The sequence below is a fragment of the Pseudomonas sp. S44 genome (assembly GCF_016624805.1).
GTDB classification, from domain to species: Bacteria; Pseudomonadota; Gammaproteobacteria; order Pseudomonadales; family Pseudomonadaceae; genus Aquipseudomonas; species Aquipseudomonas machongensis.
Window position 1 is genome coordinate 1 of the sequence record NZ_JACVTY010000058.1, and the last position, 16,038, is coordinate 16,038.

Annotated in this window: 12 protein-coding genes, 1 tRNA gene and 1 pseudogene; all 14 read left to right on the forward strand. The window is 58.6% G+C overall.

All coding sequences use genetic code 11. From position 1 onward, the window contains the following. Positions 1-67: pseudogene (locus tag IAE40_RS25315) on the forward strand (hypothetical protein); the annotation flags it as partial. A 55-nt stretch (positions 68-122) separates the two neighbouring features. Further along, positions 123-198 (forward strand) — tRNA-Trp (locus tag IAE40_RS25320). A 44-nt stretch (positions 199-242) separates the two neighbouring features. Next, positions 243-611: a preprotein translocase subunit SecE gene (gene secE, locus IAE40_RS25325; RefSeq protein ID WP_063542475.1), complete on the forward strand. Its 369-nt coding sequence runs from the start codon at positions 243-245 to the stop codon at positions 609-611. Between the two features lie 9 nt (positions 612-620). Then, a complete protein-coding gene (nusG, locus tag IAE40_RS25330) occupies positions 621-1,154 on the forward strand; it encodes a transcription termination/antitermination protein NusG (RefSeq protein WP_003255501.1) in 534 nt (177 codons plus the stop codon). Positions 1,155-1,273: 119 nt separating this feature from the next. Then, positions 1,274-1,705, forward strand: coding sequence for a 50S ribosomal protein L11 (gene rplK / locus IAE40_RS25335; RefSeq protein WP_003255500.1), 432 nt, complete (start codon positions 1,274-1,276; stop codon positions 1,703-1,705). Next, positions 1,705-2,400, forward strand: a complete 696-nt coding sequence (gene rplA / locus IAE40_RS25340; RefSeq protein WP_054893557.1) for a 50S ribosomal protein L1 — start codon at positions 1,705-1,707, stop codon at positions 2,398-2,400. Before rplK ends, rplA begins: the two co-directional genes overlap by 1 nt. A gap of 203 nt (positions 2,401-2,603) precedes the next feature. Beyond that, positions 2,604-3,104 carry a 50S ribosomal protein L10 gene (rplJ, locus tag IAE40_RS25345; protein ID WP_029614620.1) on the forward strand — a complete coding sequence of 167 codons (501 nt, stop codon included), beginning with the start codon at positions 2,604-2,606 and terminating at the stop codon, positions 3,102-3,104. A gap of 80 nt (positions 3,105-3,184) precedes the next feature. Continuing rightward, the gene (gene rplL, locus IAE40_RS25350; protein ID WP_054893558.1) at positions 3,185-3,553 is read left to right on the forward strand and encodes a 50S ribosomal protein L7/L12; all 369 of its coding nucleotides are present in this window, start codon (positions 3,185-3,187) and stop codon (positions 3,551-3,553) included. 220 nt (positions 3,554-3,773) lie between these two features. Beyond that, complete coding sequence (gene rpoB, locus IAE40_RS25355; protein WP_151926555.1) at positions 3,774-7,847, forward strand: DNA-directed RNA polymerase subunit beta; 4,074 nt, start codon at positions 3,774-3,776, stop codon at positions 7,845-7,847. A gap of 64 nt (positions 7,848-7,911) precedes the next feature. After that, complete coding sequence (gene rpoC, locus IAE40_RS25360; protein WP_054893560.1) at positions 7,912-12,111, forward strand: DNA-directed RNA polymerase subunit beta'; 4,200 nt, start codon at positions 7,912-7,914, stop codon at positions 12,109-12,111. Positions 12,112-12,321: 210 nt separating this feature from the next. After that, positions 12,322-12,693, forward strand: coding sequence for a 30S ribosomal protein S12 (gene rpsL / locus IAE40_RS25365; protein WP_003255492.1), 372 nt, complete (start codon positions 12,322-12,324; stop codon positions 12,691-12,693). A 106-nt stretch (positions 12,694-12,799) separates the two neighbouring features. Continuing rightward, on the forward strand, positions 12,800-13,270 hold the full coding sequence (rpsG, locus tag IAE40_RS25370) for a 30S ribosomal protein S7 (protein WP_003246741.1): 471 nt from the start codon (positions 12,800-12,802) through the stop codon (positions 13,268-13,270). A 30-nt stretch (positions 13,271-13,300) separates the two neighbouring features. After that, positions 13,301-15,448 (forward strand): elongation factor G, encoded by a 2,148-nt coding sequence (fusA, locus tag IAE40_RS25375; RefSeq protein ID WP_054893561.1) that lies wholly within the window; start codon positions 13,301-13,303, stop codon positions 15,446-15,448. Between the two features lie 27 nt (positions 15,449-15,475). Then, positions 15,476-16,038 (forward strand): GTP-binding protein (locus IAE40_RS25380; protein WP_146218498.1); only part of this gene is annotated, 563 nt, incomplete at its 3' end.

The following is a 16,038-nucleotide window of genomic DNA, read 5'->3' on the forward strand; positions in this document are numbered from 1 at the left end:
GCGCTTCGCCATCCGTGAAGGCGGTCGTACCGTCGGCGCCGGCGTCGTAGCGAAGATTATTGAATAAGTAGTTGATTTATCTAAATCAGGCCGGCATAATGGCCGGCCTGATACAGCGTTACAGGTCAGTAGCTCAATTGGCAGAGCGACGGTCTCCAAAACCGTAGGTTGGGGGTTCGATTCCCTCCTGACCTGCCATTCACCTCGGTGTGATTGGCTTTCTTCTTACAGGATCCTCCCCGATGACTCCCAAAACTGAAGCCCAAGAATCGCGTTTTGATCTGTTCAAGTGGCTGGCTGTAGTTGCATTGGTTGTCGTAGGTGTCGTGGGTAATCAGTATTACTCCGCCGCTCCTATCCTGTATCGCGTTCTCGCGCTGCTCGCCCTGGCAGCTGTCGCAGGCTTTGTTGCTCTGCAGACTGCGAAGGGTAAGTCGTTCTTTACGCTGGCGAAGGAAGCTCGTACCGAGATCCGTAAAGTCGTGTGGCCAACCCGCCAGGAGACTACCCAGACTACGTTGATCGTGGTGGCTGTGGTCCTCGTGATGGCGCTGCTGTTGTGGGGTCTGGATTCCCTGCTCGGTTGGTTGGTTTCCTTGATTGTTGGCTAAGGGTGTCTCGTGGCTAAGCGTTGGTATGTTGTGCATGCTTACTCGGGTTACGAGAAGCATGTCATGCGCTCCCTCATCGAGCGCGTAAAGCTGGCAGGCATGGAAGACGGGTTTGGCGAGATTCTCGTTCCGACCGAAGAAGTCGTCGAAATGCGCAACGGCCAGAAGCGCAAGAGTGAGCGTAAATTCTTCCCGGGCTATGTCCTGGTGCAGATGGAAATGAACGAAGGGACTTGGCACTTGGTCAAGGATACCCCTCGCGTCATGGGTTTCATTGGTGGTACCGCGGACAAGCCCGCGCCGATCACCGATAAAGAGGCAGAAGCTATTCTGCGTCGCGTTGCCGACGGCAGTGACAAGCCGAAGCCGAAGACGCTGTTCGAGCCGGGTGAAGTGGTTCGCGTCATTGACGGTCCATTCGCCGACTTCAACGGTAGCGTCGAAGAGGTTAACTACGAGAAGAGCCGTCTGCAGGTCGCAGTGCTCATTTTCGGTCGCTCTACTCCGGTAGAGCTTGAGTTCAGTCAGGTCGAGAAGGTCTAACTGAGCGACGCATCCCATACCCCGCAGCCCTATGTGCTGCGGGGTTTTGTCGTCACTGGGATAAAACGCAAGTCATCCGGGGAGCCACCAGGCGTTCGAACCCGATTTTGGAGTAGCTCATGGCTAAGAAGATTCAGGCTTACATCAAGCTGCAAGTAAAGGCCGGCCAGGCCAACCCAAGCCCACCCGTTGGTCCAGCACTGGGTCAACACGGTGTGAACATCATGGAATTCTGCAAGGCCTTCAACGCCCGTACTCAGGGTCAAGAAGCCGGCCTGCCGACTCCTGTGATCATCACTGTTTACAGTGACCGTAGCTTCACCTTCGAAACCAAGAGCACCCCTGCCTCGGTTCTGCTGAAGAAAGCTGCTGGCCTGACCAGTGGTTCGGCCCGTCCGAACACCGTCAAGGTCGGTACCGTCACCCGCGCTCAGCTGGAAGATATCGCCAAGGCAAAACAGGCTGATCTGACCGCCGCTGACCTGGATGCAGCTGTACGCACCATCGCTGGCTCTGCCCGCAGCATGGGCCTGAACGTGGAGGGTGTGTAATGGCTAAGCTGACCAAGCGTCAAAAGGCAATCGCCGAGAAAATCGAAGCAGGCAAGGCCTATAACTTCGAAGAGGCCGCTACCCTGCTGGCTTCGCTGCCGGCTGCCAAATTCGTCGAGTCGTACGACATCGCCGTAAACCTCGGTGTTGACCCGCGTAAATCCGACCAGGTCGTTCGTAGCGCTACTGTGCTGCCGCACGGCACTGGCAAGACCGTACGCGTTGCTGTCTTCACCCAGGGTCCAGCTGCCGAGGCCGCTCTGGCTGCCGGCGCTGACCGCGTAGGTATGGACGATCTGGCTGCCGAAATGAAAGGCGGCGACCTGAACTATGACGTCGTCATCGCATCCCCGGATGCCATGCGCGTTGTCGGTCAGCTGGGTCAGGTTCTGGGTCCTCGTGGCCTGATGCCTAACCCGAAAGTCGGTACCGTGACCCCAGACGTAGCCACTGCCGTGAAAAACGCCAAGGCTGGTCAGGTTCGCTACCGTACCGACAAGAACGGTATCATCCACACCTCCGTTGGCAAGATCGGCTTCGAAGCTGACAAGCTGAAGGAAAACGTTGAAGCCCTGATCGCTGATCTGAAGCGTATCAAGCCGGCTTCCTCGAAAGGTATCTACGTCAAGCGCGTTACCCTGAGCACCACCATGGGCCCAGGTCTGATCATCGATCAGAGCTCGCTGAACGTGTAATGCAAAGTCGGCGCGGTCTCTCGAGCGCGCCGACTGCAACAAGATTGGGGTCCCTGCCTGGCGGGGGCTATCCAAGACCGTAGGCGACGCAAGTCTTAAAACACAAGCCTACGCAGATGGTGCTCCCGATTCGCTCGCGAATCAGACACCAAAACGACATCCGGCCTCGGCCAGATGAAACGGTAGAAACCAGGAGTAAACCCGTGGCAATTAAACTCGAAGACAAGAAGGCCATCGTCGCTGAAGTCAACGAGGCTGCCAAAGTCGCTCTGTCCGCTGTCGTGGCCGATGCCCGTGGTGTGACTGTAGGCGCAATGACCGGACTCCGTAAAGAGGCTCGTGAAGCTGGCGTATACGTGCGTGTCGTACGTAACACCCTGCTCAAGCGCGCTGTTGCTGACACTGAATTCAGTGTCCTCAACGACGCCTTCACCGGCCCTACCCTGATTGCGTTCTCCAACGAACACCCGGGCGCTGCTGCTCGTCTGTTCAAGGAATTCGCCAAGGGTCAGGACAAGTTCGAGATCAAGGCAGCTGCGTTCGACGGCAAGTTCCTTGCCGCTAACCAGATCGACGTGCTGGCAACCCTGCCAACTCGCGACGAGGCTATCGCACAGCTGATGAGCGTAATCCAAGGTGCAACCAGCAAGCTGGCTCGTACCCTGGCAGCTCTGCGCGACCAGAAAGAAGCCGCTGCTGCCTAAGGCGGCGTAGCTTCTCTCGAAATCAAACGTTTAATTTGATGGCCGTGTAAGGCTGTCCCCCAATACAGGAATTCATAGTCATGTCTCTGACTAACGAGCAAATCATCGAAGCAATCGGCCAGAAAACCGTTCTGGAAATTGTTGAACTGATCAAAGCAATGGAAGAAACCTTCGGCGTTACCGCTGCTGCCGCTGTTGCCGCTGGCCCAGCTGCTGCCGCCGCCGTTGTTGAAGAGCAGACCGAGTTCAACGTTGTCCTGGTTGAAGCCGGCGACAAGAAAGTGAACGTCATCAAAGCCGTTCGCGAACTGACCGGTCTGGGCCTGAAAGAAGCCAAAGAGAAAGTCGATGGCGCTCCTCAGGTTGTAGCTGAAGGCGTTTCGAAAGAAGCCGCTGAAGACGCTAAGAAGAAGCTGGAAGAAGCTGGCGCTAAAGTCGAGCTGAAGTAATTTCGACTTTGCGACTGCAGCCCGAGCGTCAAGCGTAGGGCTGATGGCTGGTGGCCTGTGCCACCGGCCTTTTTCCGTTATTGGTGGCCGATCATGTCGGCCCCGATAATGAGCTGCAAGACACCCATGTGGGTGGCGCAAACCAAGGGGTTTGCACGATTTTCTGGCTGCTCCCGCCGGGAGAAGCCAAACAAGCAGGTGACCAAGCTGGGGAACGCTGATGGCTTACTCATACACTGAGAAAAAACGTATCCGCAAGGACTTTAGCAAGTTGCCGGACGTCATGGATGTGCCGTATCTCCTGGCCATCCAGCTGGATTCGTATCGCGAATTCCTGCAGGCGGGAGCATCCAAGGATCAGTTCCGCGACGTCGGTCTGCATGCGGCCTTCAAATCGGTATTCCCGATCATCAGCTACTCCGGCAATGCTGCCCTGGAGTACGTAGGCTATCGCCTGGGCGAGCCTGCCTTCGATGTGAAGGAATGTGTCCTGCGTGGCGTGACCTTCGCGGTCCCACTGCGGGTCAAGGTGCGCCTGATCATCTTCGACAAGGAATCGTCGAACAAAGCGATCAAGGACATCAAAGAGCAAGAAGTCTACATGGGTGAAATTCCCCTGATGACTGAGAACGGTACCTTCGTTATCAACGGTACCGAGCGTGTGATCGTTTCCCAGCTGCACCGTTCGCCTGGTGTGTTCTTCGACCACGACCGTGGCAAGACTCACAGCTCCGGCAAGCTGCTGTACTCCGCTCGCATCATTCCTTACCGCGGCTCCTGGCTCGACTTCGAGTTCGATCCGAAGGACTGCGTGTTCGTCCGTATCGACCGTCGCCGCAAGCTGCCGGCCTCCGTACTGCTGCGCGCCCTGGGCTACAGCACCGAAGAGATCCTGGACACCTTCTATACCACCAACGTGTTCCACGTTTCCGGTGAGAAGCTGAGCCTGGAGCTGGTTGCCCAGCGTCTGCGCGGTGAAGTTGCGGTAATGGATATCACCGACGACACCGGCAAGGTCATCGTCGAGCAAGGCCGCCGTATCACTGCGCGCCACATCAACCAGATCGAGAAAGCTGGCGTCAAGCAGCTGGACGTTCCGCTCGAGTACATGATTGGCCGCACCACTGCCAAGGCCATCGTGCACCCGGCAACTGGTGAAATCCTGGCCGAGTGCAACACCGAGCTGACCACCGATCTGCTGGTCAAGATCGCCAAGGCCCAGGTCGTCCGTATCGAGACCCTGTACACCAACGACATCGATTGCGGTCCGTTCATCGCCGACACGCTGAAGATCGATACCACCAGCAACCAGCTGGAAGCGTTGGTCGAAATCTATCGCATGATGCGTCCAGGCGAGCCACCAACCAAGGACGCCGCCGAGACCCTGTTCAACAACCTGTTCTTCAGCGCCGAGCGTTACGACCTGTCCGCCGTAGGCCGCATGAAGTTCAACCGTCGTATCGGTCGCACCGAGATCGAAGGTTCGGGCGTGCTGAGCAAGGAAGACATCGTCGATGTACTGAAGACCCTGGTCGACATCCGTAACGGCAAGGGCATCGTCGACGACATCGACCACCTGGGTAACCGTCGCGTGCGTTGTGTCGGCGAGATGGCCGAGAACCAGTTCCGCGTTGGCCTGGTGCGCGTCGAGCGTGCGGTCAAAGAGCGTCTGTCGATGGCCGAAAGCGAAGGCCTGATGCCGCAGGACCTGATCAACGCCAAGCCGGTTGCGGCGGCGGTGAAGGAGTTCTTCGGTTCCAGCCAGCTCTCGCAGTTCATGGACCAGAACAACCCGCTCTCCGAGATCACCCACAAGCGTCGTGTCTCCGCACTCGGCCCTGGCGGTCTGACCCGTGAGCGCGCCGGCTTCGAAGTCCGTGACGTACACCCGACCCACTACGGCCGCGTGTGCCCGATCGAAACGCCGGAAGGTCCGAACATCGGTCTGATCAACTCCCTGGCGGCCTACGCCCGCACCAACCAGTACGGCTTCCTGGAAAGCCCGTACCGTGTGGTGAAAGAGGGTGTGGTCACCGACGACATCGTGTTCCTGTCGGCGATCGAAGAAGCTGATCACGTCATCGCCCAGGCTTCGGCTGCGATGAACGAGCAGAAGCACCTGATCGACGAGCTGGTAGCGGTCCGTCACCTGAACGAATTCACCGTCAAGGCGCCGGAAGACGTCACCCTGATGGACGTTTCGCCGAAGCAGGTTGTTTCCGTTGCTGCCTCGCTGATTCCGTTCCTCGAGCACGACGACGCCAACCGTGCGTTGATGGGTTCGAACATGCAGCGTCAGGCTGTACCGACCCTGCGTGCCGACAAGCCGCTGGTAGGTACCGGCATGGAGCGCAACGTCGCCCGTGACTCCGGCGTCTGCGTCGTGGCTCGCCGTGGTGGTGTGATCGACTCGGTCGACGCCAGCCGTATCGTCGTGCGTGTAGCTGACGACGAAGTCGAGACCGGTGAAGCAGGTGTGGATATCTACAACCTGACCAAGTACACCCGTTCGAACCAGAACACCTGCATCAACCAGCGCCCGCTGGTGAGCAAGGGTGATGTGGTTGCGCGTGGCGACATCATGGCTGACGGTCCGTCCACCGATATGGGTGAACTGGCGCTGGGCCAGAACATGCGCATCGCGTTCATGGCGTGGAACGGCTTCAACTTCGAAGACTCTATCTGTCTGTCCGAGCGTGTGGTTCAGGAAGACCGCTTCACCACGATCCACATCCAGGAACTGACCTGTGTGGCGCGTGACACCAAGCTTGGCCCAGAGGAAATCACCGCGGACATCCCGAACGTGGGTGAGGCTGCGCTGAACAAGCTGGACGAAGCCGGTATCGTCTACGTAGGTGCCGAAGTCGGCGCTGGTGACATCCTGGTCGGCAAGGTCACTCCGAAAGGCGAGACCCAGCTGACGCCGGAAGAGAAACTGCTGCGTGCGATCTTCGGTGAGAAGGCCAGCGACGTCAAAGACACTTCCCTGCGCGTGCCGACCGGCACCAAGGGCACCGTCATCGACGTACAGGTCTTCACCCGTGATGGCGTCGAGCGCGACAGCCGCGCCCTGGCCATCGAGAAGATGCAGCTGGACGAGATCCGCAAGGACCTCAACGAAGAGTTCCGCATCGTCGAAGGCGCAACCTTCGAGCGTCTGCGTTCGGCTCTGAACGGCCAGGTGGTCGACGGTGGTGCGGGCCTGAAGAAAGGCACCGTGATCACTGACGACGTACTGAACGGTCTGGAGCACGGCCAGTGGTTCAAACTGCGCATGGCTGAAGATGCACTGAACGAGCAGCTGGAAAAGGCTCAGCAGTACATCGTCGATCGTCGCCGTCTGCTGGACGACAAGTTCGAAGACAAGAAGCGCAAGCTGCAGCAGGGCGATGACCTGGCTCCAGGCGTACTGAAGATCGTCAAGGTCTACCTGGCAATCCGCCGTCGCATCCAGCCGGGTGACAAGATGGCCGGTCGTCACGGTAACAAGGGTGTCGTCTCGGTGATCATGCCGGTAGAAGACATGCCGCACGACGCCAACGGTACTCCGGTCGACGTCGTACTGAACCCGCTGGGCGTACCTTCGCGTATGAACGTCGGTCAGATTCTCGAAACCCACCTGGGCCTGGCGGCCAAAGGTCTGGGCGAGAAGATCGACCGCATGATCGAAGAACAGCGCAAGGCAGCCGAGCTGCGTACCTTCCTGACCGAGATCTATAACGAGATCGGTGGTCGTCAGGAAAACCTCGACGAGTTCTCCGACGCAGAGATCTTCGCCCTGGCCAACAACCTCAAGAAAGGTGTGCCGATGGCGACGCCTGTCTTCGACGGTGCCAAGGAGCGTGAGATCAAGGCCATGCTGAAGCTGGCCGACCTGCCAGAGAGCGGCCAGATGGTGCTGTTCGACGGCCGTACCGGCAACAAGTTCGAGCGTCCTGTGACCGTTGGTTACATGTACATGCTCAAGCTGAACCACTTGGTGGACGACAAGATGCACGCGCGTTCCACTGGTTCCTACAGCCTGGTTACCCAGCAGCCGTTGGGTGGTAAGGCGCAGTTCGGTGGTCAGCGTTTCGGGGAGATGGAAGTGTGGGCGCTGGAAGCATACGGCGCGGCATACACCCTGCAAGAAATGCTCACAGTGAAGTCGGACGACGTGAACGGCCGTACCAAGATGTACAAGAACATCGTGGATGGCGATCACCGTATGGAGCCGGGCATGCCCGAGTCCTTCAACGTGTTGATCAAAGAGATCCGTTCGCTCGGTATCGATATCGATCTGGAAACCGAATAACACGTGACGCGAAGGGGAGTGGGGCTGGTATAGCCCACTTCCTGCTCCGCCAGGAGGAAAGGCCTTGAAAGACCTACTGAATTTGCTGAAAAACCAGGGTCAAGTCGAAGAGTTCGACGCCATCCGCATCGGTCTGGCGTCGCCTGAAATGATCCGTTCGTGGTCGTTCGGTGAAGTTAAGAAGCCGGAAACCATCAACTACCGTACGTTCAAGCCTGAGCGTGACGGTCTGTTCTGCGCCAAGATCTTTGGCCCAGTCAAGGACTACGAGTGCCTGTGCGGCAAGTACAAGCGCCTCAAGCACCGCGGTGTCATCTGCGAGAAGTGCGGCGTTGAAGTTGCCCTGGCCAAGGTTCGTCGTGAGCGCATGGCGCACATCGAACTGGCCTCGCCGGTCGCCCACATCTGGTTCCTGAAGTCGCTGCCGTCCCGTATCGGCCTGCTGATGGACATGACCCTGCGTGACATCGAGCGCGTGCTCTACTTCGAGAGCTACGTGGTGATCGATCCAGGCATGACCACCCTCGAGAAGGGTCAGCTGCTGAACGACGAGCAGTACTTCGAAGCGCTGGAAGAGTTCGGTGACGACTTCGACGCCCGCATGGGTGCCGAGGCTGTCCGCGAGCTGCTGCACGCGATCGACCTGGAGCACGAGATTGGCCGTCTGCGTGAAGAGATTCCGCAAACCAACTCGGAAACCAAGATCAAGAAGCTGTCCAAGCGCCTGAAGCTGATGGAAGCTTTCCAGGGCTCGGGCAACCTGCCTGAGTGGATGGTCCTGACCGTCCTGCCAGTGCTGCCGCCGGACCTGCGTCCGCTGGTTCCGCTGGATGGTGGCCGCTTCGCGACCTCCGACCTGAACGACCTGTATCGTCGGGTGATCAACCGTAACAACCGTCTGAAGCGCCTGCTCGATCTGTCGGCGCCCGACATCATCGTGCGCAACGAAAAGCGCATGCTGCAGGAAGCAGTCGATGCCCTGCTCGACAACGGCCGTCGCGGTCGCGCCATCACTGGCTCGAACAAGCGTCCGCTGAAGTCGCTGGCCGACATGATCAAAGGTAAGCAAGGTCGCTTCCGTCAGAACTTGCTCGGTAAGCGCGTGGACTACTCCGGTCGTTCGGTAATTACCGTAGGCCCGACCCTGCGTCTGCATCAGTGCGGTCTGCCGAAGAAGATGGCCCTCGAGCTGTTCAAGCCGTTCATTTTCGGCAAGCTGGAAATGCGTGGTCTGGCGACCACCATCAAGGCGGCCAAGAAGATGGTCGAGCGCGAGTTGCCAGAGGTCTGGGACGTTCTCGCCGAAGTCATCCGCGAACACCCCGTCCTGCTGAACCGTGCACCGACGCTGCACCGTCTGGGTATCCAGGCGTTCGAGCCGGTGCTGATCGAAGGCAAGGCGATCCAGCTGCACCCGCTGGTCTGTGCTGCGTACAACGCCGACTTCGACGGTGACCAGATGGCCGTTCACGTGCCGCTGACCCTGGAAGCCCAGCTCGAAGCGCGCGCGCTGATGATGTCGACCAACAACATCCTGTCGCCAGCCAACGGTGAGCCGATCATCGTTCCTTCGCAGGACGTTGTACTGGGTCTGTACTACATGACCCGCGAAGCCATCAACGCCAAGGGCGAAGGTCGCGTGTTCGCCGACCTGCAGGAAGTCGACCGCGTATTCCGCGCCGGCGAGGCTGCTCTGCACGCGAAAATCAAGGTCCGTATCAACGAGACCGTGAAAGACCGTGATGGCAGCGTCACCAAGAACACCCGTATCGTCGACACCACCGTTGGCCGTGCGCTGCTGTTCCAGGTCGTTCCGGCAGGTCTGCCGTACGACGTGGTCAACCAGCCCATGAAGAAGAAGGCGATCTCCAAGCTGATCAACCAGTGCTACCGCGTGGTGGGTCTGAAAGAGACCGTGATCTTCGCTGACCAGCTGATGTACACCGGTTTCGCTTACTCGACCATTTCCGGCGTCTCGATCGGTGTTAACGACTTCGTTATCCCGGACGAAAAAGCCCGCATCATCGGTACTGCTACCGATGAAGTGAAGGAAATCGAGAGCCAGTACGCCTCCGGCCTGGTTACCCAGGGCGAGAAGTACAACAAGGTCATCGACTTGTGGTCGAAGGCGAACGACGAAGTGTCCAAGGCGATGATGGCCAACCTCTCGAAAGAGAAGGTCATCGACCGCGAGGGCAAGGAAGTCGAGCAAGAGTCCTTCAACTCGATGTACATGATGGCTGACTCCGGTGCGCGGGGTTCCGCTGCACAGATTCGTCAGCTGGCGGGTATGCGTGGTCTGATGGCCAAGCCGGACGGCTCGATCATCGAGACGCCGATCACTGCGAACTTCCGTGAAGGTCTGAGCGTACTGCAGTACTTCATCTCGACCCACGGTGCTCGTAAAGGTCTGGCGGATACCGCACTGAAGACTGCGAACTCCGGTTACCTGACTCGCCGTCTGGTAGACGTGGCGCAGGATCTGGTCGTGACCGAGATCGACTGCGGCACCGACCAGGGCCTGTTGATGACGCCGCACATCGAAGGTGGCGACGTTGTAGAGCCGCTGGGTGAGCGTGTTCTGGGTCGTGTCATCGCCCGCGACGTGTTCAAGCCTGGTACCGAGGACGTCATCGTTCCTGCTGGCACCCTGGTCGACGAGAAGTGGGTCGAGTTCATCGAGCTGAACAGCATCGACGAAGTGATCGTGCGTTCGCCGATCAGCTGCGAAACCCGCTACGGCATCTGCGCCAAGTGCTACGGTCGTGACCTGGCTCGTGGTCACCAGGTGAACATCGGTGAAGCTGTCGGCGTCATCGCTGCACAGTCGATCGGTGAGCCGGGTACCCAGCTGACCATGCGTACCTTCCACATCGGTGGTGCTGCGAGCCGTACCTCGGCTGCCGACAGCGTCCAGGTGAAGAACGGCGGTATGGTACGTCTGCACAACCTGAAGCAGGTCGAGCGTGCCGATGGCAACCTGGTCGCGGTATCGCGTTCCGGCGAGCTGGCCATTGCCGACGAGTTCGGTCGTGAGCGTGAGCGCTACAAGCTGCCTTACGGTGCCGTGATTTCGGTCAAGGAAGGTGAGAAGGTCGAAGCTGGCGCCATCGTCGCCAAGTGGGACCCGCACACCCACCCGATCGTTACCGAGCTGAAAGGTACCGTGACCTTCGTGGGCATGGAAGAAAACATCACGATCAAGCGCCAGACCGACGAACTGACCGGCCTGACCAACATTGAAGTCCTGGACGTCAAGGATCGCCCTGCCGCTGGCAAGGAAATCCGTCCGGCCATCAAGATGGTCGACGCCAACGGCAAGGATCTGTACCTGCCTGGTACCGACGTACCGGCTCAGTACTTCCTGCCAGCCAACGCCCTCGTCGGTGTGGCTGACGGTGCCCAGATCGGCGTCGGTGACGTTATCGCGCGTATCCCGCAAGAAACGTCGAAGACCCGTGACATCACCGGTGGTCTGCCGCGCGTTGCCGACCTGTTCGAAGCGCGTCGTCCGAAGGAAGCGTCGATCCTGGCTGAAGTCAGCGGTACCATCGCGTTCGGTAAAGAGACCAAGGGCAAGCGTCGCCTGGTCATCACGCCGACCGACGGCAGCGATCCGTACGAAGAGCTGATTCCGAAGTGGCGCCACCTGAACGTCTTCGAAGGCGAACAGGTAAACCGCGGCGAAGTCATCTCCGACGGTCCAAGTGATCCGCACGACATCCTGCGTCTGCTGGGTGTCAGCGCGCTGGCGAAATACATCGTCAACGAGATCCAGGACGTTTACCGTCTGCAGGGCGTGAAGATCAACGACAAGCACATCGAGACCATCCTGCGCCAGATGCTGCGCAAGGTCGAGATCAGCGAGTCGGGCGATTCCAGCTTCATCAAGGGCGACCAGATGGAGCTGACCCAGGTGCTGGTAGAGAACGAGCGTCTGGCTGGCGAAGACAAGTTCATCTCCAAGTTCACCCGAGTCCTGCTGGGTATCACCAAGGCGTCGTTGTCGACCGAGTCGTTCATCTCCGCGGCTTCCTTCCAGGAAACCACCCGCGTACTGACCGAAGCGGCGGTAACCGGCAAGCGCGACTACCTGCGCGGCCTGAAAGAGAACGTGGTCGTGGGTCGTCTGATCCCGGCCGGTACCGGTCTGGCCTACCACAGCGAGCGCAAGCGTCGCCGTGATGCCGACAAGCCGCTGCGTGTGAGCGCCAGTGAGGTGGAAGCCGCACTGACCGAAGCGCTGAACTCCAGCGGTAACTAAGAAGAGGCGGGGCCCCGGCCCCTTCCTCCCGAGTCTCGGTGACATGATTTGTTGCCGATGATCGGGCAGGAAGGGTCGGGGCCTTGTCTTGACTGGGTGCAAGATCCTCTTTAGACTTTTGTACCCTTAAATTTGGTGAGGCTCCGTCTCGCCAATTTTTGGCTTTCTTGCAAGACAATAGAGTCGCAAGACAATCAGTGGAGCTAGTAGATGGCAACTATCAACCAGCTGGTACGTCAGCCGCGCAAGCGTTCGGTCGAGAAGTCCGACGTTCCTGCGCTGCAGAACTGCCCGCAGCGTCGTGGCGTGTGCACCCGTGTGTACACCACCACGCCGAAGAAACCTAACTCGGCACTGCGTAAAGTATGCCGTGTGCGTCTGACCAACGGTTTCGAGGTTTCCTCGTACATCGGCGGTGAAGGCCACAACCTGCAAGAGCACAGCGTCGTCCTGATCCGTGGCGGCCGTGTAAAAGACTTGCCAGGTGTTCGTTACCACACCGTTCGCGGCTCTCTGGATACTTCGGGCGTCAAAGGCCGTAACCAGGGCCGTTCGAAGTACGGTACCAAGCGTCCGAAGTAATCGGTCGTTTGCAGACATCCATTTATTTGAGTCGATAAGAGTAAGGTCGGGCAGGGGTCGAAGACCCGCGTCCCGGGCTAACCTGAAGACCGTTTGAGGGCTTATCATGCCAAGACGTCGTGTAGCAGCAAAACGTGAGATCCTTGACGATCCGAAATACGGATCTCAGATCCTCGCCAAGTTCATGAACCACGTGATGGAAAGCGGCAAGAAGGCCGTGGCCGAGCGCATCGTTTACGGTGCCCTGGATACCGTCAAAGCACGCAAGAACAGCGACCCCCTGGAAATCTTCGAGAAAGCTCTCGACGCCATCGCTCCGCTGGTCGAAGTAAAGTCCCGTCGTGTCGGCGGTGCCACTTACCAGGTTCCGGTTGAAGTTCGTCCATCCCGTCGTAACGCTCTGGCAATGCGCTGGCTCGTAGACTACGCCCGCAAGCGCGGCGAGAAGTCGATGGCCCTGCGCCTGGCCGGCGAACTGCTGGATGCTGCCGAAGGCAAGGGTGCTGCAGTCAAGAAGCGTGAAGACGTGCACCGTATGGCCGAAGCCAACAAAGCGTTCTCGCACTACCGCTTCTAATTCAAGCATCAATCATTTTGCGAGGGCTTTATGGCTCGTACTACAGCAATTAACCGCTACCGTAACATTGGTATCTGTGCCCACGTTGACGCGGGCAAGACCACCACTACCGAGCGGATCCTGTTCTACACAGGTCTGAGCCACAAGATGGGCGAGGTGCATGATGGCGCCGCGACCACCGACTGGATGGTGCAGGAGCAGGAGCGCGGTATCACCATTACCTCCGCTGCCGTTACCACCTTCTGGAAAGGCTCCCGTGGTCAGTACGACAACTACCGCGTAAACGTCATCGATACCCCCGGCCACGTTGACTTCACCATTGAAGTAGAGCGTTCGCTGCGTGTACTCGACGGCGCGGTCGTCGTGTTCTGCGGTACTTCCGGCGTTGAGCCTCAGTCCGAAACCGTATGGCGTCAGGCCAACAAGTACGGCGTTCCACGTGTTGTCTACGTGAACAAGATGGACCGTGCCGGTGCCAACTTCCTGCGCGTTGTCGGTCAGATCAAGAACCGCCTGGGTCACACCCCGGTTCCGGTCCAGCTGGCCATCGGTGCTGAAGATGACTTCCAGGGTCAGGTTGACCTGATCAAGATGAAGGCCATCTACTGGAACGATGACGACAAAGGCACCACCTATCGCGAGGAAGAGATTCCTGCCGAGCTGGTGGACCTGGCCAACGAATGGCGCAGCAATATGGTCGAGGCTGCTGCCGAGGCCAACGAAGAGCTGATGAACAAGTACCTCGAAGAAGGTGACCTGTCCGTCGAAGACATCAAGGCTGGTCTGCGCGCCCGTACCCTGGCGAGCGAGATCGTTCCTGCTGTCTGCGGTTCCTCGTTCAAGAACAAGGGCGTTCCCCTGGTTCTCGACGCCGTCATTGACTTCCTGCCTGCGCCAACCGAGATCCCTGCGATCAAGGGTATCCACCCTGATCTGATCGACGTGCCGAAGGATGAAGTCACTCCAGAGCAGTACGACGAGCGTCCTGCTGACGACAACGAGCCGTTCTCGGCCCTGGCGTTCAAGATTGCCACCGACCCGTTCGTGGGTACTCTGACCTTCGTCCGCGTCTACTCGGGCTTCCTGACCTCCGGTGACTCCGTCATCAACTCGGTCAAAGGCAAGAAAGAGCGCGTTGGTCGTATGGTGCAGATGCACGCCAACCAGCGTGAAGAGATCAAAGAAGTACGCGCTGGCGACATCGCTGCTCTGATCGGCATGAAGGACGTCACCACCGGTGACACCCTGTGCAACGCCGACAAGCCGATCATCCTCGAGCGTATGGACTTCCCTGAGCCGGTAATTTCGCTCTCCGTAGAGCCGAAAACCAAGGCTGACCAGGAGAAGATGGGTATCGCTCTGGGCAAGCTGGCCCAGGAAGACCCGTCGTTCCGCGTCAAGACCGACGAAGAAACCGGCCAGACCATCATCTCCGGTATGGGTGAGCTGCACCTGGACATCCTCGTTGACCGCATGAAGCGCGAGTTCAACGTCGAGTGCAACGTCGGCAAGCCGCAGGTTTCGTACCGCGAGAAGATCACCAAGTCCAACGTCGAGATCGAAGGCAAGTTCGTTCGTCAGTCGGGTGGTCGTGGTCAGTTCGGTCACTGCTGGATCCGTTTCTCGGAGCCGGACGTGGACGAGAAAGGCAACATCACCGAAGGTCTGGTGTTCACCAACGAAGTCGTTGGTGGTGTGATTCCTAAGGAATTCATCGCCCCGATCCAGAAGGGTATCGAAGAGCAGATGAAAAACGGCGTTGTTGCCGGCTATCCGCTGCTCGGCCTGAAGGCTACGGTATTCGACGGTTCGTACCACGACGTCGACTCCAACGAAATGGCGTTCAAAATCGCCGCTTCGATGGCGACCAAGCAGCTGGCCCAGAAGGGCGGTGGCGTGGTGCTTGAGCCGATCATGAAGGTCGAAGTTGTAACCCCGGAAGACTACCTGGGTGACGTGATGGGTGACCTGAGCCGTCGTCGCGGGATGATCCAGGGTAATGAAGACTCGGTGTCCGGCAAGGTAATCACTGCTGAGGTACCGCTCGGAGAGATGTTCGGTTACGCGACCGACGTTCGTTCCATGTCTCAGGGTCGCGCAAGCTACTCCATGGAATTCTCCAAATACGCCGAAGCTCCGTCGAACATCGTCGAAGCACTCGTTAAAAAACAAGGCTAATCCCCTTTAGGCAAGAGGTTCACTGTCGTGGCTAAAGAAAAATTTGATCGTTCCCTTCCCCACGTTAACGTCGGCACTATCGGCCACGTTGACCACGGTAAGACCACTCTGACCGCAGCTCTGACTCGCGTCTGCTCCGAAGTTTTCGGTTCGGCAGTCGTTGAGTTCGACAAGATCGACTCGGCTCCGGAAGAAAAAGCGCGCGGTATCACCATCAACACCGCTCACGTCGAGTACAACTCGAACATTCGTCACTACGCTCACGTTGACTGCCCAGGTCACGCTGACTACGTGAAGAACATGATCACCGGTGCTGCCCAGATGGACGGCGCGATCCTGGTTTGCTCGGCTGCCGATGGTCCGATGCCACAAACCCGTGAGCACATCCTGCTGTCCCGTCAGGTAGGCGTTCCGTACATCGTGGTCTTCCTGAACAAGGCTGACCTGGTAGACGACGCTGAGCTGCTGGAACTGGTCGAGATGGAAGTTCGCGACCTGCTGTCCACCTACGACTTCCCAGGCGACGACACTCCGATCATCATCGGTTCGGCTCGTATGGCGCTGGAAGGCAAAGACGACAACGAAATGGG

Bases quoted from the DNA above. Each gene is read 5' to 3' on its own strand.
- secE (WP_063542475.1), top strand. From the start codon at position 243: ATGACTCCCAAAACTGAAGCCCAAGAATCGCGTTTTGATCTGTTCAAG.
- rplK (WP_003255500.1), top strand. From the start codon at position 1,274: ATGGCTAAGAAGATTCAGGCTTACATCAAGCTGCAAGTAAAGGCCGGC.
- rplA (WP_054893557.1), top strand. From the start codon at position 1,705: ATGGCTAAGCTGACCAAGCGTCAAAAGGCAATCGCCGAGAAAATCGAA.
- rplL (WP_054893558.1), top strand. From the start codon at position 3,185: ATGTCTCTGACTAACGAGCAAATCATCGAAGCAATCGGCCAGAAAACC.
- rpoB (WP_151926555.1), top strand. From the start codon at position 3,774: ATGGCTTACTCATACACTGAGAAAAAACGTATCCGCAAGGACTTTAGC.
- rpsL (WP_003255492.1), top strand. From the start codon at position 12,322: ATGGCAACTATCAACCAGCTGGTACGTCAGCCGCGCAAGCGTTCGGTC.
- rpsG (WP_003246741.1), top strand. From the start codon at position 12,800: ATGCCAAGACGTCGTGTAGCAGCAAAACGTGAGATCCTTGACGATCCG.
- fusA (WP_054893561.1), top strand. From the start codon at position 13,301: ATGGCTCGTACTACAGCAATTAACCGCTACCGTAACATTGGTATCTGT.